This is a genomic window from Arthrobacter sp. PL16 (assembly GCF_035985055.1).
Lineage (GTDB): Bacteria > Actinomycetota > Actinomycetes > Actinomycetales > Micrococcaceae > Arthrobacter_D > Arthrobacter_D cheniae.
Genome location: NZ_JAXCIC010000003.1, coordinates 295606 through 313385, shown reverse-complemented (window position 1 = coordinate 313385; position 17780 = coordinate 295606). Strand labels below are relative to the sequence as shown.

At 63.5% G+C, this 17780-nt stretch carries 13 protein-coding genes; 5 read left to right on the top strand and 8 right to left on the bottom strand.

Annotated elements, in window-relative coordinates:
* Positions 1 to 46: 46 nt before the first annotated feature.
* The 6 genes from RCH21_RS08680 to RCH21_RS08655 form a co-directional block, all read right to left on the bottom strand.
* Positions 47 to 1714 carry a formate--tetrahydrofolate ligase gene (locus RCH21_RS08680; protein ID WP_326964018.1) on the bottom strand — a complete coding sequence of 556 codons (1668 nt, stop codon included), beginning with the start codon at positions 1712 to 1714 and terminating at the stop codon, positions 47 to 49.
* Positions 1715 to 1740: 26 nt separating this feature from the next.
* On the bottom strand, positions 1741 to 2520 hold the full coding sequence (locus RCH21_RS08675) for a phosphatase (RefSeq protein ID WP_442784686.1): 780 nt from the start codon (positions 2518 to 2520) through the stop codon (positions 1741 to 1743).
* A gap of 24 nt (positions 2521 to 2544) precedes the next feature.
* The gene (gene mshA / locus RCH21_RS08670; RefSeq protein ID WP_326964016.1) at positions 2545 to 3792 is read right to left on the bottom strand and encodes a D-inositol-3-phosphate glycosyltransferase; all 1248 of its coding nucleotides are present in this window, start codon (positions 3790 to 3792) and stop codon (positions 2545 to 2547) included.
* Positions 3793 to 3977: 185 nt separating this feature from the next.
* Positions 3978 to 4100, bottom strand: coding sequence for a hypothetical protein (locus RCH21_RS08665; RefSeq protein WP_326964015.1), 123 nt, complete (start codon positions 4098 to 4100; stop codon positions 3978 to 3980).
* Positions 4101 to 4765: 665 nt separating this feature from the next.
* Positions 4766 to 5416, bottom strand: a complete 651-nt coding sequence (locus tag RCH21_RS08660) for a histidine phosphatase family protein (protein ID WP_326964014.1) — start codon at positions 5414 to 5416, stop codon at positions 4766 to 4768.
* Positions 5413 to 6858 (bottom strand): CCA tRNA nucleotidyltransferase, encoded by a 1446-nt coding sequence (locus tag RCH21_RS08655; RefSeq protein ID WP_326964013.1) that lies wholly within the window; start codon positions 6856 to 6858, stop codon positions 5413 to 5415. The genes RCH21_RS08660 and RCH21_RS08655 overlap by 4 nt, the downstream gene beginning before the upstream one ends.
* Before the next feature lie 192 nt (positions 6859 to 7050).
* Between RCH21_RS08655 and RCH21_RS08650 the strand changes: the two genes are divergently transcribed.
* The 5 genes from RCH21_RS08650 (at position 7051) to trxA (ending at position 12543) form a co-directional block, all read left to right on the top strand.
* A complete protein-coding gene (locus tag RCH21_RS08650) occupies positions 7051 to 7530 on the top strand; it encodes an NUDIX hydrolase (RefSeq protein WP_235830673.1) in 480 nt (159 codons plus the stop codon).
* Positions 7531 to 7600: 70 nt separating this feature from the next.
* Complete coding sequence (murJ, locus tag RCH21_RS08645) at positions 7601 to 9328, top strand: murein biosynthesis integral membrane protein MurJ (protein WP_326964012.1); 1728 nt, start codon at positions 7601 to 7603, stop codon at positions 9326 to 9328.
* A gap of 73 nt (positions 9329 to 9401) precedes the next feature.
* Positions 9402 to 10967 (top strand): ABC transporter substrate-binding protein, encoded by a 1566-nt coding sequence (locus RCH21_RS08640; RefSeq protein WP_326964011.1) that lies wholly within the window; start codon positions 9402 to 9404, stop codon positions 10965 to 10967.
* Positions 10968 to 11156: 189 nt separating this feature from the next.
* Positions 11157 to 12194, top strand: coding sequence for a thioredoxin-disulfide reductase (gene trxB / locus RCH21_RS08635; RefSeq protein ID WP_326964157.1), 1038 nt, complete (start codon positions 11157 to 11159; stop codon positions 12192 to 12194).
* A 22-nt stretch (positions 12195 to 12216) separates the two neighbouring features.
* Positions 12217 to 12543 (top strand): thioredoxin, encoded by a 327-nt coding sequence (gene trxA / locus RCH21_RS08630; RefSeq protein WP_120148894.1) that lies wholly within the window; start codon positions 12217 to 12219, stop codon positions 12541 to 12543.
* 2623 nt (positions 12544 to 15166) lie between these two features.
* On the opposite strand, the gene RCH21_RS08625 is transcribed toward trxA, so the two are convergent.
* Complete coding sequence (locus tag RCH21_RS08625; protein WP_326964010.1) at positions 15167 to 16585, bottom strand: ParB/RepB/Spo0J family partition protein; 1419 nt, start codon at positions 16583 to 16585, stop codon at positions 15167 to 15169.
* A 77-nt stretch (positions 16586 to 16662) separates the two neighbouring features.
* Entirely contained in the window at positions 16663 to 17541 is an 879-nt protein-coding gene (locus RCH21_RS08620) for a ParA family protein (protein ID WP_147394331.1), read from the bottom strand.
* Positions 17542 to 17780: the final 239 nt, after the last annotated feature.

Genomic DNA, 17780 nt, shown 5'->3' with positions numbered 1-17780 from the left:
CTGACCTGGAGCGGCCCGCGCCGGACAGGAGGGCCGGAGAGGGCTGCTAGAACAGTCCGACGGCGTTGCCCTCGGCGTCGACGTCCATCCGGAGGGCGGCAGGCTCTTTCGGCAGTCCCGGCATCGTCATCACGGATCCCGTCAGGGCGACGATGAAGCCCGCCCCTGTCTTCGGGATCAGGTCACGGACGTGGACAGTGAACCCCTTCGGCGCGCCGAGCACGCTCGGGTCATCGGAGAACGAGTACTGCGTCTTGGCCATGCAGACGGGCAAGCGCGACCAGCCGTTCGCCTCGATCTCCTTGAGTCGTCGCAGGGCGGGCACCGAGAAGTCGACCCCGTCGGCCCCGTAGATCTCCTGGACGATCGTGCGAATCTTGTCCTCGACGGAGAGGTCGAGGGAGTAGAGATGGGAAAAGGTGACGGGCCGCTCGAGGGCGGCGAGCACCTTCGCCGCGAGCTCGTCCCCGCCGGGTCCACCACCGCCCTGGCCCCACACATCGGCGACGGCGGCGTCGATGCCTTCGCCTGCGCACCAGGAGATGAGCCAGTCGAGCTCCTCATCCGTGTCCGTCCCGAACCTGTTGACGGCGACAACGGGTGCGATGCCGAACCTCTCGATGTTCCGCACATGGCGGAGCAGGTTGGCGCTCCCGTGCCGGAGGGCTTCGACATCGGGTTGCGAAAGATCGGCCTTCGCGACGCCGCCGTGCATCTTCAGGGCACGGATGGTCGCGACGATGACGACGGCGTCGGGCGCGACATCCGCGACGCGGGCCTTGATGTCCATGTACTTCTCGGCCCCGAGGTCCGCTCCGAACCCTGCCTCAGTCACCACGATATCGGCGAGGCTCCGGGCCGTCCGCGTGGCGATCACCGAATTGCAACCATGGGCGATGTTCGCGAAGGGTCCGCCGTGCACAAGGGCCGGTGTGCCGGCAATGGTCTGCACGAGGTTCGGCTTGATGGCATCCCTGAGCAGCAGCGCCAGGGCACCCTCGACGCCCAGGTCGCCGACGGTCAGCGGCGTGCGGTCGAAGGTGTAACCGAAGGTGATGGCAGCGAGGCGCGCCTTGAGGTCGTCGAGGTCGCGGGCCAGGCAGAAGACCGCCATGATCTCCGAGGCGACGGTGATGTCGAAGCCGTCCTGCCGCGGTGTGCCCTGAGCCGGTCCGCCGAGCCCGATGACGACCTCGCGGAGGGCCCTGTCGTTGACGTCGAGGACACGTTTGAACGTGATCCGGCGCGGATCAACCCCGAGCTCGTTCCCTTGGTGGATGTGGTTGTCGATCAGGGCTGCCAATGCGTTGTTCGCCGAGGTGATGGCGTGGAAGTCACCCGTGAAATGCAGGTTTATCTCGTCCATGGGTAGCACCTGCGAGAGCCCGCCGCCCGTCGCACCTCCTTTCATGCCCAGCACCGGACCAAGGGACGGCTCGCGGAGCGCGATCATCACGCGCCGGCCGGCCCTGGAGAGCGAGTCGGCGAGGCCGACGGTGCAGGTGGACTTACCCTCCCCCGCCGGAGTCGGGCTCATGGCGCTGACCAGGACCACCTTGCCGGGCACCCGGCCGTTGTCAGGGAGCAGTCGTGGGTCGATCTTCGCCTTGAAGTGACCGTGGAGCTCGAGCGCCTCGCGCGGTATGCCCGCCGCGTCGGCTATGTCCCCGATGGGCCTGACCGCGGCGGCGCGGGCAATCTCAAGATCGCTCATGCAGCAAACCTATCAGCGCCTTCGTGTCATGCCGGAGGCAACCCGGCGCGATCGAGGACGTAGGCGATCAGCGGATCGTAGAGCCCCGGACAGACGTTGTCGTCGAGCGGGACGGCTACCTCGATCTGCCCCTGCGCCTCGGAGACGAAGAGTCCCGGATCGTTGCAGTCGGCGAATCCGATGGTCGGCAGGCCTGCGCTGGCTGCCTGTCCTGCCCACCCGTGATCAGCAACGACAAGGTCGGGCATATCGAGACCCTCGTCGGCGAGGGTTTCCAGGCTCAACCGCATGGGTTCCGGCAGGTGCGTGTGCATCAGGCCGCCGTGCTGGTGCCATACCAGCACCCCGAAGATCTGGCGGATGTCGCCCGCACCGAAGCGGCGTCCCTCGGACACCTGCACCACGGTGGCACCGGCGGCCGCGGCGCCCCGTGCCAAAGCTGCGTGGACGGGCAGCAAGCCTGCCGGATGCCCGGTCGCGAAGAGGATCCGATCCCCCCGATGGGCGGAGGTACCCAGGCGGTCGGCGAAACGGTCGAGTGCGGCGACGCAGAGGGCCGCGTCGATGGTGTCATCGCCCCCGAGATGACCGCGGTCGGGGCTGGTTCCCACGCGCTCGTGCATGAGGTCGAAGACGTCGTCATACGTCCAGTCCCGCGTCAGCCGGACGCCGAACTCGAGGTTCTCGTTCCCCTCGAGGAACAGGCGCATGTGCTTGAGGTTGTCCTGTCGCGAGGTCGCCACCTTGCCGGTGATGCGGACGGAATCGAGGTACGCAGCGAGCTCGGAGGGAATCACGCCTCCCATCCTAGGCGGCGTCGATGGCGTGCTTCAGCCCGCGGTCGCGGGTGAGAAACGCTCCACCGCGGTGCGGTAGCTCTGTGCGGTCAGCAGGGCGGTGCGCTGCCAGCCGAAGGCGAGTGCGTGTGTGGCGGCCCCTCGCCCAAGCGACTCCCGCAGGCGCATGTCGTCGTACAACCGCTCGAGGGCATCGGCCCAGCCGCTCGCGGAATGCCCGTCCACGAGAAGTCCGCTCCGCCCGTCACTGATGGCCTGCGGCAGTCCGCCGACGTTCGCGGCGATGACCGGGGTACCGCAGGCCTGTGCCTCGAGCGCCACGAGGCCGAAGGACTCGCTGAACGACGGCATGACGACGGCGTCGGCCGACCGGAACCACTGCGCGAGGTTCGTGGCGGTGACGGGTGGATAGAGCCGGATGTCCTCGGTCAGCTCGGCGTCGTCGATCAAAGGCTGCAGGGCGAGTGCCTCCGATCCGCTGCCGGAACCGAGGATGCTCACGGTGAAGGGGATGTCGGGCCGACGACGGCGGAGCTCCTCGGCCGCGGCAACAAGCACCTGGGGGCCCTTCAGCTTCTGGATCCGACCGGCGAAGACCACGTGGAACTGCTGTAGCGGGAAGCCGAGAGCGGCCCTTGCGGCACGTCGATCGCCGGGATGGAAGGTCGAGAGGTCCACGCCGGGAGCCACGACGTCGATGCGGTCCGCTGAGGCGCCGTAGAGCGAGACGAGTTCGGCAGCCTCGGTGCTCGTATTCGCGATGAGCCGCGCCGCGCCGGTGACGATGTCCTGCTCGCCGGCGATCCTCTCGGCCGGCTCTGGTGTGCCGAGCGACTTCATCCGCAGGTCCTTAACCTTCGCCATGGTGTGCATCGAGTGCACGAGGGGCAGGTTCATCTGCCTGCTGAGCATGAGGCCCACCGTCCCGGACACCCAGTAGTGGGAGTGCAGGACATCGAAATGACCGTCTGCAAGGAGGTGCGCGGCGTCAGTGATCGCGTCTGCGAAGGTTCCCGTGAGTCCTGGGAGGGATTCCTTGGGGATGCGCTTGCGGGGTCCTGCCTCGAGATGGTGGACCACGACGCCGTCGCCCAGCACCTCACGGCTCGGACGCCCCTCGCCCGCCGCTCGCGTGAAGATCTCGACGTCGATCCCCACGCGTGCGAGTTCGAGGGCCGTGCTCCGGACGTAGACGTTCATGCCGCCCGCGTCTCCCCGGCCGGGTTGCTCGAGGGGTGAGGTGTGCAGGGACAGCATGGCTACGCGCCGGACGCCTGACACACCTTCTCCCTTCCGACCGGCGTGGGGAAAGAGCCGGTCGAGTGACCCTCACGACCCTATAACGCGCTGTTAGTGCACCGAATTCCGGCCCGGATATACCGGGCATACGAACACCGACCTTCAAGGCGGAAGCCCGCGCCAGGAAGCGCGGGCTTCGCATATTGTCGGGATGATCTTCGGGTCCGTCACTTGATGTAGAGCCTGTGGCTCGGTTGCTCGAACCGTTGTGAATCGTCCCAGGGGCCGCGGGACTGGCTGGACAGGATCCGTCCCCAGAGGGAGAAGCCGTTCCTCCATCGCCCGAGCATGCGCTGCACATCCTTCCTATGGTGGAAACCGGGCATGGAAACCGATGGCACACCCGACAGGTCCTGTACGGGACCGGCGCCGGGCGGGAGCGGTGTCAGTGATCCGCTCATGATGAATTCACCGCCGGCTGCAGATTCCAGCGCAACGGGTGGAGGTGGCAGGGCACGTCCTTCGGCCACCGTCCCGGAGGGAGGAGCCGCTGATGGTGCGGCCTGATCGACGAATTGGATATGGTTGGGCTGGGAATTGTGCATTATCGACTTTCAATAGGTGCATTCAGGCGCAGAAATGCCGTGAATTGGCATTGCTGAAACGAAAAGGAAGGAAGCCGCACACGGGTGCGAGGGTGGTAGAGCGATCAACCGGCTGACGCCGGTGCGCGAACTTCCTAGTGCGAACGAATGACGAAGGCAGGATTGGCGCCGCGGGCAAGGGCACCGCCGGACATAGTATTCACAATCTCCACCTCCAATTCGTTGATAGCACCTACGGTCGTGCGGCCAGGGCGTTCCCCGAACTTCAAGTTGGGAAGGCCCAATGGCACGTACATAAAGCTACCGTATGAATTACCTTCCGGCATAGCCTTGTACGGATATTCATTCAGCCAATTTCGTGGGAAGTACTTTCTGCCGGCGGGCGTGGGGCACGCCCGCCCGATAAGGTCCTAAAGGTTCCAGTGCACGATAGCCGGCGTGTGCTTGTCCCAGCCGAGCGCGCAGACAGCAGCCGTGCCGAGGACGAAGTGACGACCCTCGATGGCGTCGAGCTGCAGCCATCTCGCCGCGACGATCCGCAGGAAGTGCCCGTGTGCCACGAGGAGCGCATTCTGCACGGGCTTCGCATCGGGATCCCTGTCCGCAGCAGTACCACAGCCTGCCTGTACCCGTGAGATGACGCGGTCCACACGCCCCGAGACCTGGTTCAGCGTCTCGCCGTTGGGAACCCCGTCCTTCCAGATCAGGTAGCCCGGATTTTCCTTGCGGACGACTGCACTGTCACGGCCCTCGTTGTCGCCGTAGTCCCACTCGTGAGCGAAGGGAAGGATCTCCGCGTCGGGAAAGCCCGCTAGTTCTGCCGTGCGGACAGCGCGCTGCAGCGGTGAGGTGACCACGAGATCGAAGTCGATGCCTGCGAAGTGCTCACGCGCAGCCAGCGCCTGCTCCTCTCCATGCCCGGTCAGCGGCAGATCCGTCAGCCCCGTGTAGCGACCATCCCTGGACCACTCCGTCTCGCCGTGCCGCAGGAGCCAAAGCTTCGGGAGGGGAGTTCCGGCGGAGGTGGGGTCCGCTGCTGCTGCGCCTGTCATCGGCTTCATGGTGTGCTCTCCTGGGATTCGGGCTGCTCGCTCCACCACTGGCGGAGCTTGGTCTCGGCGTCGGCCGGGTTCTGCGGACCGTGCTCCATGCGTTCCTCGAGGAGGAAGCGGTATGCACGCCCCACCACGGGGCCGGGACGGATTCCGAGAAGCCCCATGATCTGCCCGCCGTCGAGGTCGGGGCGGATCGAGTCCAGTTCCTCTTGGTCGGCGAGCGCGGCGATGCGAGCCTCGAGATCGTCGTATGCGAAGGCAAGCCGTTCGGCCTTGCGCCGGTTCCGGGTGGTGACGTCGGAACGTGTCAGTCGGTGGAGTCGCTCGAGGAGGGGTCCGGCGTCGCTCACGTACCGCCGCACTGCCGAGTCACTCCAGCCGGCCTCGCCATAGCCGTAGAACCGCATATGGAGTTCGACCAGCCGGGCGACGGCCTTGATGGTGTCGTTGTCGAACCGGAGCGAACGCAGCCGTTTGGCTGCCAGCTTGGCGCCGACGGCGTCGTGGTGACGGAAGCTGACCGCTCCTCCGGGCTCGAATTTCCGGGTGGCGGGCTTGCCGATGTCGTGCAGGAGCGCTGCGAGACGCAGGACGACGTCGGGCGTGGGGACCGGTCCGTCGTCGCGCGTCTCGAGTTCGCACGCCTGGCGCAGGACAGTGAGCGAGTGCTGGTAGACGTCCTTGTGACGGTGGTGCTCATCCGATTCGAGACGGAGGGCAGAGACTTCCGGGAGGACATGTTCGGCCAGTCCGGTGTCCACCATGATGTTGATGCCGGCGTCCGGTGCCGCGCCCTGGATCAGCTTCACCAGCTCATCCCGCACGCGTTCCGCTGAGATGATCGAGATGCGGTCGGCCATCCTGGTCATCGCTTCGGACACCTCCGGAGCCACCGTGACGCCCAACTGGGAGACGAAGCGCGCTGCTCGCATCATGCGCAGCGGGTCGTCGGAGAACGACGACGTCGGCGTGCCGGGGGTGTGCAGAATCCCCGCGTGGAGGTCCCGGACCCCGCCGAACAGATCGACGAGTTCGAGGGAGGGCAGCCGGAGGGCCATCGCGTTGATGGTGAAGTCACGGCGCACGAGGTCCTCTTCCAGGCTCGTACCGAAGGCGACGATCGGCTTGCGCGAGGACGGATCATAGGCCTCCGCTCGATACGTCGTGATCTCGATCTGGTAGCCGTCCTTCCGGAGGCCGATGGTGCCGAACGCCCGACCGATCTCCCAGTATGCGTCCGCCCAGCGCCGGACGACGGCGAGTGTCTGGTCCGGATCGGCGTCGGTAGTGAAGTCGAGATCCGGCGACACCCTGCCGAGGAAGAGGTCACGCACCGGTCCGCCCACCAGGGAGAGCTCGTAGCCCGCGTCCTCGAAGAGCTCGCCGACCTCGAGGACAACGGGAGGGAGGTGTGCGGTGAGGGTCGAAGTGTCCAGCAGGTGCGCCATAGTCCCTTAAGGGTGCCAGATCGAGACCCGTTTCCCACACCGCGTCCGGGTCCGCACCGACCCCTGACGGTGCCCTTCACCCCGGCTCGTGCCGGGTCGCGCCGTCATCGTCCTCTGTTAAAGATCGATAGAGTGGTCTGCATGGACCGACCCGTTCCAAGTGCTCCGAAGCGCACCCCTTTGACCGTGTCAATGGGAACCACGGGTATGCCTGCCGTACAGCACCAGTTGCCCACGGTGGAGGAGGTCTCGGCCGGCGGAATCGTCGTCGATGCCTCGAAGGAGACGCTCGACGTCGCCATCATCGCCCGGTTGAATCGCGGTGGACGCCTCGAATGGTGCCTGCCGAAGGGCCACCCCGAAGGTGTCGAGGACAACGAAGAGGCGGCGGTCCGGGAGATCGCCGAGGAGACCGGTATAGAGGGCAGGATCGTCTCCGCCCTCGGCAGTATCGACTACTGGTTCACCGTCAGCGGCCACCGCGTGCACAAGACCGTCCACCATTTCCTGCTGATCGCGACCGGCGGCTACCTGACCATCGACAACGACCCCGACCACGAAGCCGTCGACGTCGCCTGGGTACCCCTGCAGGAGCTTGGACGCAGGTTGTCCTTCCCCAACGAGCGGCGCATCGCGGACCTCGCCCGAGAGGTCCTGCCCGAGCACCTCTGAGCTCGCCGCACCTCTTCCCGTGAACGCCGTCGCACGCCGTCGTGCCCACAGGGGTGAGACGATGGGAACGATGTCTGAAACGAACACAGCCTCGATCCCCCTGCAGGATGCGGGCCGGCCCGTCCGCGAGGACCGGTCCGCCCCCCGCAATGGTTCCACTGCCCGCTCGAGTGCGATCATGGCCGCCGGCACCCTCGTCTCGCGGCTCCTCGGCCTGGTGCGCGTTGCGCTCCTGGCCACGGCGATCGGGGCAACCGGGCAGGTCTCGGACCTTTTCACCTCGGCCAACAATCTTCCGAACTTCATCTACCTCATGCTCGCGGGAGGGGTCTTCAACGCGGTCCTGGTGCCGCAGATCATCCGCGCTAGCAGGCAACCCGACCGGGGAGCGGACTACGTCAGCCGGCTTCTCACCCTCGCGGCGGCGGGCCTGCTCGTGTTGGCCGTGCTGGCGACGCTCGCCGCACCGGTCATCGTCGGCCTGACGACGAGCTTCACGGGAGCAAACCTCGCCCTCACCACCGCCTTCGCCTTCTGGTGCCTGCCGCAGATCTTCTTCTACGGCTTGTATGCGGTGGCCGGCCAGATCCTCAACGCCAACGGATCCTTCGGCCCCTACATGTGGGCGCCCGTCGTCAACAACGTCGTGTCGATCTGCTTCCTGGTGGCCTTCATCGTGCTCATGGGCGGCGAACAGGTCGAACGGCACACCCCGGAGACATGGACGATGACGCAGACAGTCCTGCTGGCGGGCGGGACCACGCTCGGCATCATCATCCAGGCCCTCGTGCTGTTCATCCCGCTGAAACGACTGAACCTGGGCCTGAGGCCGAAATTCGGCATCCGCGGAACAGGACTCGGACGAACCGGGAAGCTGGCGTCCGTCACTATCGTGACGATGCTGATCGGCAACGGTCTCTACCTCGTCAACCAGCGCGTCGCCACCATCGCCTCCGATGCCCGGCAGGGGCTCCTCGCACAGGATCCTCCTGTACAGATCGCGGGCTCGACGAACCTCGAGTTCGGCGCCATGGTCTACCAGTTGCCGCACGCGGTCATCGCCCTGTCGCTGGCCACAGTCATGTTCAACCAGCTCTCGTCCGCGCACGCCAACGGTGACCTGCCGGCCGTACGGGCCACCCTCTCGCAGGGACTCCGCATCATCGGTGTCGCAACGGTCTTCGGCGCAGCCGCCCTTCTCACCTTCGCCGGCCCTTTGGGGATCCTGTTCAGCGAATCACCGGAGAGCGCGGCTATCAACGGAGTGATCATCGCGATCCTCGCGGTGGGTGCTCCGTTCCTCAGCGCCAATTTCTTCCTCAACCGCGTGTTCTATGCCAGCGAGGACGTCAAGACGCCGCTGAAGATCCAGCTGATCCTCTCGGTCGTCGGAGTCGCCTTTGCCCTTGCCGCCGGTATGTTCGATCCCCGGCTCATCGTTCCTATGCTCGCCGTCGCCTACTCGCTCGGCAACGTGATCGCCGTCGTCGTGAGCCATGTCTTCCTGACCCGCGCGATCGGGTCCTACGGCGCAGGGCACGTCTTCGACGTACACGTCCGACTGACCATCGCCGGCCTCATCGCCGCCGTTGCCGGCACCACCCTGTGTTGGGCGTTCGGCGGATACGACCCCGCAGGGTTCGTCTGGCAGTCGAAACTCAATGCCGTTCTCGTGCTGGTACTCGGCGGGGTAGTGATGTTCGCCGCTTACCTGGCCATGCTGAAACTGCTGCGCGTCACCGAACTCAGCGAGTTCGCAGACCCCGTCCTCGCGCGATTCCGGCGCGGCGGCGCCTGAGGTGCCAGCCCGGGAATAAGCTGACCGACCGGTAGCATGGGTAAAAATCAGCCAGCTTTGCCGGGAGGAACACGTGCCAGAAGCAGTAGACGTCGGTTCAGTGCTGGGCGGTCGCTACAAGGTGACCGCCTACGTGCTGGCATCTGCTGAGAAGGATCTCGTGCTCGACGGCGTGGATCAGGTCCTCAACCGGCCCGTCAGTATCCTCGTGGCATCGGCAGGAAACGCGGCACAGATCGCCACCAGCGCCCGCGAACTGGCGACAGGCGACAGGAACGAGGACATCCAGGTCCTGGACCTCGGCATCACGGAGTCAGGCACCTACCTCGTCACCAACCGCGCGGCCGCGGCGGACATGCTGGACCTGATCGTGCAGCAGGATGCACCGGTTCAGGATCAGCCCTATACAGAGCCGTTCTTCACCGACACCCTCGGCTCGGAAATCTTCGGCGGGCCGAGGTCAACGGAACCCGAGACCTACGACGACGACGAGGACCACTACGAGGAGTACGACCGCCGGCACCAACGGAAATCACGCCTGTCCGGCCTCCGGGAGCGCTTCGGGCGGCACGGTGACGAGGAACCGCAGCAGGACCACACCCCTGATCAACCTCCTGTCGCGGCCGAGCCGGTTCCAGAGCGCCGTCCGTCCTCGCACCTCGTACCACCGCCCCCTCGCCAGCGCCCGAGCGCAGCTTCGCCCACGGCCTACGTCGACGAACCACACGAGCAGGATGACGACTCCAGCCGGCGTCGCTCGGGTGCGTCCGGGGCCGTCGGCGCAGGGGTTGCAGGAGTCGCGGCCGGAGCGGCAGCAGCCTCGGCCTCGCAGCCGTCAGCGCGGGCTGCATCACGTTTCCCGCTGTCCGGCGGCCGCGACCATGGGAACGCGTCTGACGGGGCCGACGGCCCTGACGACGTGAATGACGACGACCGCTTCGACGATGACACTGATGACAACGACAGCGGCGGCCGCGCGTTCACACGCATCCTCGTCGGCGTCGTGCTCACCGTCGTCCTGGTGGTCGCCGTCGTGATCGCGGCAACACAGCTCGGGTCCCTCTTCAGTGAAAGTCCGATCGCGGCAAGTGACCCGGAGCAGAGCACCAGTGCACCGGTGACGGAGGGTCCGACGACGCCGGCCACTCCGTCTGCCGAACCCACCCCAGAAGCCGTCAGCCCTGTGGTTTCCGGCATAACCCGTGTCGTACCGGACAACCAGGGGCTCGACGCCGCCAACGATCTCAATCTGCCCCTGATCATCGACGACAACCCCGCGACATTCTGGGGAAACCAGGTCTATGCCAGTGAGACCTTCGGTGGCTTGGCGACCAGCCTTGCGCTGGTTGTGCAGCTCGAACAGGATGCCACGATCACCCAGGTGGCCATCGATCAGCTGAACGGCTCGGGCGGAAGTTTCTCCGTCCTGGTCAATGACCAGCCCACGCTCAGTGGAGCCCAGCAGATTGCCCAGGGCGGATTCACGGCGCCTACGGTGACTCTTCCCATCCCGGCTGGTTCCGACGGTCCCCGGACCGGTCGCTACGTCATCGTCAACTTCACTCAATTGCCGAGGCTGTCCAACATCCAGGCGCAGTACCCCTTCGGCCTCCGTATCGCGGGAATCCGCGTCAGCTGAGCCCCAGGCGGCCCGACAACGCGCTCTACCGGCCCCTTTTCCAAGGCGCCAGCTCGGAGTCCGCGACGGAATAACCAGATGTGTGGTTCCGTTGAAAGAGGTGTCCGCTGGTAGTCCCGACAGGCCATATCAGCGATCGAAATGACAGAAAGGTCTTCCGAGAACGTGACAACGCACACTGAGGTCCAGATGGACACGCCCACATCAGCAGGCCCCGACGGCGAGCAGAAGGTCCACGACGTCATCATCGTCGGATCCGGACCGTCCGGGTACACGGCGGCCGTCTACACGGCGCGGGCGAACCTGAAGCCGGTGATGATTGCGAGTTCCGTCAAGGCGGGCGGTGAACTCATGAATACCACCGACGTCGAGAATTTCCCTGGCTTCGCCGATGGCGTGATGGGGCCCGATCTCATGGAGCAATTCGAGAAGCAGGCACGCCGCTTCGGTACCGAGATCCTGTACGAGGACGTCGTCTCAGCGGACCTGTCCGGCGAGATCAAGAAGCTCACTATCGCCACAGGTGAGGAATTCCTAGCTCGCGCAGTCATCATCTCCACCGGTTCGGAGTACCGCGAAATCGGACTGGACGACGAGAAGCGACTCTCCGGACACGGCGTCAGCTGGTGTGCAACGTGCGACGGTTTCTTCTTCCGCGATCAGGACATTGCTGTTGTCGGTGGCGGGGACTCCGCCATGGAGGAGGCCCTCTTCCTGACGAAGTTCGCACGCTCGGTTACGGTCATCCACCGGCGTGACAGCCTTCGTGCCTCGAAGATCATGCAGGACCGCGCATTCGCCCACGAGAAGATTTCCTTTCTCTGGAATTCGGAGGTGGTAGGCATCCACGGCGCTGACAAGGTCACGGGGCTCAAGGTGTCCAGCACGGTCGATGGCACCACCACCGACATCAACGTGACCGGTGTTTTCGTTGCTATCGGTAACGATCCGCGGGTGGACCTCGTGAAGGGTCAGCTCGAGCTGACGACAGAGGGCACCATCGCTGTCCAGGGTCGGACATCGAAAACATCGCTGGCCGGTGTGTTCGCTGCAGGAGATGTTATCGACCCGACCTACCGTCAGGCCATTACTGCCTCCGGTAGTGGATGTGTCGCAGCCCTGGACGTCGAGCACTACCTTGCTGACACGGTCAGCGCGTCCCTCACTGCTGCGCGTGTGCCGACCCCGCCGGCTGAAGCAGTTTCTGAAACCGCATCCCTCTCGTAGATCAACCATAAGGAGTTTGCAAATGAGCAACGCAAAGGATGTGACGGACGCGTCTTTCGACGCCGACGTCCTGCAGTCAACCAAGCCGGTCATCGTAGATTTCTGGGCAGAATGGTGCGGCCCTTGCCGCATGCTGTCACCGATCCTCGATGCAATCGCGGCTGAGCACGCCGAGAAGGTCGACGTCGTCAAGGTGAATGTCGACGACAATCCGGCCATCGCCGCAAAGTACGGCATCACGTCGATCCCGGCCGTATACGTCTTCCAGGGTGGAGAGGTGGCCGCTACGTCCATCGGCGCCAAGCCCAAGCAGGTCCTTGAACAGGAATTCGCAGCTTTCATCAACTGATTCATGCTCAGTGAAGAAGGGCCCGCCATCGGCGGGCCCTTTTTCTCTTGAGTGGCGACATCAGTCCTCGCGAGACCCCCTCCAGGATATGGCGCCGGGATAGATCTGCCGAGCAGGACCCAATTGCTCGCAGCTGTCACCAGTGTCTCGGTGTCGACGACGTCAGCAGCGACGAGAGTGCGCGCCTACCTGGTTTCGACGCGGTCCGGGAGCGTGGAAGGGGTGAGGAGGACGACAGTTCATACCGCCCTCAAATTGACCTGGGCCCCTGAGAGTGTCGGAGGGGCGAGGGGAACGAGAGTTCGTACCGCCCTCAAATTGACCTGGGCCCCTGAGATTGTCGACCAGACGCCTTAACGAACGTACCTCCCTAGGGCTCATCACCGAGATGCTGGAGCACTGACAGCGATGGGGATCTCGGACTCACCACCTTCGGTCGCTCGAGCAGGTCACCGGGAAGCATCGGCCCGACCCAAACCCCGAACACTTCCTTCGTTTCACGTGAAACCACCATCGCCGTGTCCTGGTACGCATCGATATGTCCTGCGAAGCGGCGTGCCAGATCAACTAATTACCATTGATGGGCAGGATTTTCGGGATCAGAGCGGAGCGAGGGTGAGGCAGCGGGGTTGCTCGTCTCTTGGTGTGTGCAGGGCGTACAGCCTTGAACCCTAATGAAGGCTTCCACGGGAAATCACCATCTTGCGAGAGAATGGTTGGATTGTGGCCTCAGCCCTTTTCATGGAACAATCTGCCGCCCCGTGAGTCAGCACCAGATACAAGCACGTCCATCTCACTCAACGAGCGACATTGCAAAGCCGACTCTCGCCAGGTCCACGTTTCACGTGAAACGAGAGCTACCTCTCGCTGTTGTTCGGACACAGCGGCTCCCACGGATCACGGCGGCCGCACGAAGTACTGCAAATCGGTAGACCCGCAACTACGTGGGTTCTACCCAGCCTGTAGCCCCGACCCACGAGCGGGGAGGGGGTCGATCGCAGCGCGCGCTGCACCAGGCTGCCCAGCACCAGGTTACCGCTCACAGTCCCGCTCGCAGCCTCTAAACATCGTGCTCCCCGATGAGATCCCAGGGCGGGCCCTCTCCGGCCTTCTCCTGCTGAGCCTCCGAAGAATGGAGCAACCTTCCCTCCCGCGATACAGAGCGAGAATCGTCTAGGAAAGTGGGAGACCCGAGGATGCCATAATCTGACCGGCCGCGTTCGCCGTGTACATCGGACGGACGTGAGTGCTCCAGTGGAAATGCAGTAGGGTGCCGCAGTAGGGATGCTCACGACCCGCTCCTCGGTGCATGCGACCAGGAAGCCACTTTCATGCCCCTGGTGGCTTCGTCATTCCTCGATGTCCTCGTCAGCTCGCGGGGTGCACATCCCGGAAAGATTGTCACCTGGGCTGGCGAGACCTTAGTAAGGTAAGGGGGTTCGAACACATATTCCGCTCACAAGGCGATAGCCACCGCTGACACTGCTATAGGCCGTATGCTTAGCCGCTCTATTCACACCCACATCAATATCCATCGCTCCTTCTCTGGCCGCACTAAAGCACCTCCAGCTCGGCCCCGTGCTCCGGTTTTCAGTCCAGTCCCAGAACGCCGCTCTGAATATTCTCACTCTCCTGCACATCACAAGAACATGGACTGATCAGATGCGTGCTAGCGAAATCTGAAAAGCAGGAGCGAAACCAAGGAGCAAGGCACTTTGAGCAAGGAGCAAGGATCCACAGGAGACTAAACACGAGAGACTCGCAACAGCTACCGATCATCAGTGGGAACGATCGGCCAAAGACACCAGACAAGGCAATAACTATCGAGTCGTCAGCATCAGCCGCTGGACACGGGCTTCGGATCTCCAGTAGTGACTGCTAGCGATCCTAGAGGAATCACGAACGTCGGCGGGTGCCTCTCGCTAGCCGAGGGGTAGCTCTTGCCTGTTTCACGTGAAACATGCGCCGGCCTTGCTCGTCGGACTGTCCGCAAAAGCGGACCGCACCCGAATCTATAGAAACAGTCCACGGAGTGAAAACAAAGCCGACAGGAGCTCGGCGCTGCGCTTATCTCAGAACTGAGCCCGAGCGGATTTAGGTCGCTACTTCTGGTCTTCCGGCCGCGCACGCCGGTCGCTCGAGTCCATGTAACGCTCTCTTCTAACTGCACAGCCACCACGAGCACGGCCCTTTTTCCAACCCGCTCGCGTATGCTGCGACCGTGCCGTGCTGGCGCGAGACCCACCCGCATCCATTCCCACTAGAGTGCGCCCCTGGTCAACAGACAGTGGGACAACGCGAATCACAGCCCGGCGCGGCCATCTCGTGTTGGAATATGCGATTTGAGGGACGAAGAACGCGGGCATGTTTCACGTGAAACAGTTGGGATCATTTCGAGGAGCATGCTAACGAGTTGTCTGTGTAGACCTGGACGGCACGAATACCGAGGTCGGCGTGGCTCGTAGTAGCGTCATAGCACTAAACCTGAAACTCCAGCCGCGGGTGCAGACGGCGCGCACGTGCCGTTGCAGATCACGTTTCACGTGAAACTTCACTGATGGACCAGAGTAGCCGCTGTCGACAACGCTTAAGCTAGTCCATCTACTCCGGAGAACTAGTCCATCTACTCCGGAGAAGGAGAAAGGACGCCAATAATTCGATTGAGGTCGTCGACGCTCGCGAACTCAATACTGACGCGGCCCTTCTTCGCCCCCAGTGTGATCTTCACACTGGTATCCAAACGGTCCGACAGCGACGTAGCAAGGTAGTCCAACCGCTCGTGGCGCGCTCCATCTTTCTGTGACGCGGGCTTACTAGCCCTGCGGAGCCCACCGCTCAAGGCGACAATCTCCTCCGTTGACCGCACAGACAAGCCCTCAGCGACGATACGCTGAGCAAGCTTCTCCATCTCTGCACCGTCTGCCAGTCCGAGGAGGGCGCGCGCGTGACCTGCTGACAAGATCCCGGCTGCAACCCTCCGCTGAACCATCGGTGGCAGCTTCATCAAACGTAGGGTGTTGGAGATTTGTGGACGCGACCGACCGAGACGCCCTGCGAGTTCGTCATGTGAGCAGCCGAAGTCCTCGAGGAGCTGTTGGTAGGCAGCTGCCTCCTCAAGGGGGTTTAGTGCGCTCCGGTGCAGATTCTCGAGCAATGCATCCCGCAGCAGATCATCGTCAAGGGTAGATCTGATGATGGCCGGAATCGTCTCCAGCCCTGCTTCACGTGAAGCGCGCCAGCGACGTTCGCCCATCACCAGCTCGAACTCGGTCTCGTCGTTCTCCTGGGAGGGCCTGACGACAACCGGCTGCAGGACACCGACTTCACGAATGGAGTGAACGAGTTCGGCGAGCTCGTCCTCGTTGAACTCGACTCGGGGTTGCTTGCGATTGGGGTGGATGCTGCCGATGGGCAGCTCGGCGAAGGTAGCTCCTGGCACGGCAACAAGCCCGCTGTCCGCCTCCCCGGCCGCACTCGTAGCGGCCGGCGTGTCAACAGCGCCGGTGTTAGTTGAACCCGCCGAAGGAACTGTCGTTTCACGTGAAACATCCTCGGTGACTGACCCAACTCTGTCTGTCGTGTCCCGGTCCGGCGCTGTCTTCTCTACCTGCCCGCGGTTCGCTCCCTCAGTCGTAGGCGATGACACGAGCCCCGTCTCGTCCTTTTTAAGGGAAGGAGAAACGTCCACTTTGGACACCGGCGCATTGGCGTTTGAGGCTTGCTTTTGATTTACAGGATCTTGCTTTGACGACCGTGCAGCTCGTTTTGATTGCGCATCGAGGACATTCTTGTTGATGCCGCTTCGAAGCGCCGACGAGTAGGAACGCCGCTGCTCGGCCACGTCTTCCGCGGTAACACGCTCGAAGAACAGGTCGGCAGGACGTCCGGACTGCTTTCTGGAGGCAGCGTCGTCCGATTCCGTTATCGAATCCTCCGGATGAACACGAGGAACGGGTTGCGTCTGCTCCCGAACCTCTTCCTCAGGTGCACTGGGGATGAGTGCTCCCAGCCCCCTGCCAAGACCGCGCCGCTTTTCCGCCATGTCATTCCTTCCAAGGTGTGGAGACTTCATCCACAGCTACACTTCGTCGGCTCACGAGGAACCGGTATTCAACACTGCTAAGAGCGGGAGGCAATCTCCGCTGCCGCTTCCTGGTAGGAGAGCGCGCCGCTCGACGAGGGGTCATAGGTCATGACGGTCTGCTGGTAACTAGGGGCTTCGGAGATCCGAACCGACCTCGGTACAACAGCTTTCAAGACCTGCTGAGGGAAGTGTTCGCGCACCTCTGCGGCGACCTGGGCTGCGAGATTGGTGCGGCCGTCGTACATGGTCAGGAGAATCGTCGATACAACGAGATCCGCGTTCAGATGCTTCTGAATCATCTCGATGTTCTTGAGCAGCTGGCTCAATCCCTCGAGTGCGTAGTACTCACACTGGATCGGAATCAACACTTCCTGCGCCGCAACGAAGGCGTTGACCGTCAGAAGCCCCAGGCTTGGCGGACAATCGATGAAGACGAAGTCGAGCCGGGGTTCCCCCTTCGATTCCCGTTCCCGCGCGTAGACATCGATGGCCCTTCGCAGCCGCTGCTCCCTTGCAACGAGGGATACGAGTTCGATCTCCGCGCCGGCGAGGTGGATCGTAGCCGGTGCACAGATCAGGTTCGGCACATCCGGGCAACGTGCAACGACATCGCCCAAAGGAACATCATCGATCAGGACGTCGTAGATCGAATCGACATCCGCGTGGTGATCGATGTTCAGGGCTGTAGAGGCGTTACCTTGCGGATCGATGTCTATGACAAGAACCTGGAGACCAGCTGTGGCCAGAGCGGCGGCGATGTTCACCGTCGTCGTCGTCTTGCCGACTCCGCCCTTCTGGTTGCTGATGGTCATGATACGAGTGCTGCTCGGTTTTGGCAGCTCCTTGCCCGAGAGCTTCTCGCGACGCTTGGCCTCGCTCGCTAGTTCCCGTCCGAGCGGGGAAGAATCGTCCATCGTTTCCAACACGTTTTTGCCCTTTCCCGGCTTCTTTGCCGCCGGAGCTTCAATCGCCACCGGGGCTTCAGTCGCCGCGGGCAGCGGGACGCTGGTTTCACGTGAAACTACTCCGGTGTTCGCAGGATCACCAAACACTCCGGTTTGTATTTCCCGTAGGCCCATCGCGAGTGAGGACCCTGTCAGCAGCCGGGGCTCGGGCTTTTTCATGGGGGCGTCCTTGATGGTCACTCAGTAGC

Coding starts and splice junctions, on each gene's coding strand:
- RCH21_RS08680 (WP_326964018.1), bottom strand. CDS start 1,714: ATGAGCGATCTTGAGATTGCCCGCGCCGCCGCGGTCAGGCCCATCGGG.
- RCH21_RS08675 (WP_442784686.1), bottom strand. CDS start 2,520: ATGGGAGGCGTGATTCCCTCCGAGCTCGCTGCGTACCTCGATTCCGTC.
- RCH21_RS08665 (WP_326964015.1), bottom strand. CDS start 4,100: ATGCTCGGGCGATGGAGGAACGGCTTCTCCCTCTGGGGACGGATCCTG.
- RCH21_RS08660 (WP_326964014.1), bottom strand. CDS start 5,416: ATGAAGCCGATGACAGGCGCAGCAGCAGCGGACCCCACCTCCGCCGGA.
- RCH21_RS08655 (WP_326964013.1), bottom strand. CDS start 6,858: ATGGCGCACCTGCTGGACACTTCGACCCTCACCGCACACCTCCCTCCC.
- RCH21_RS08650 (WP_235830673.1), top strand. CDS start 7,051: ATGGGAACCACGGGTATGCCTGCCGTACAGCACCAGTTGCCCACGGTG.
- murJ (WP_326964012.1), top strand. CDS start 7,601: ATGTCTGAAACGAACACAGCCTCGATCCCCCTGCAGGATGCGGGCCGG.
- trxB (WP_326964157.1), top strand. CDS start 11,157: ATGGACACGCCCACATCAGCAGGCCCCGACGGCGAGCAGAAGGTCCAC.
- trxA (WP_120148894.1), top strand. CDS start 12,217: ATGAGCAACGCAAAGGATGTGACGGACGCGTCTTTCGACGCCGACGTC.
- RCH21_RS08625 (WP_326964010.1), bottom strand. CDS start 16,585: ATGGCGGAAAAGCGGCGCGGTCTTGGCAGGGGGCTGGGAGCACTCATC.
- RCH21_RS08620 (WP_147394331.1), bottom strand. CDS start 17,541: ATGGACGATTCTTCCCCGCTCGGACGGGAACTAGCGAGCGAGGCCAAG.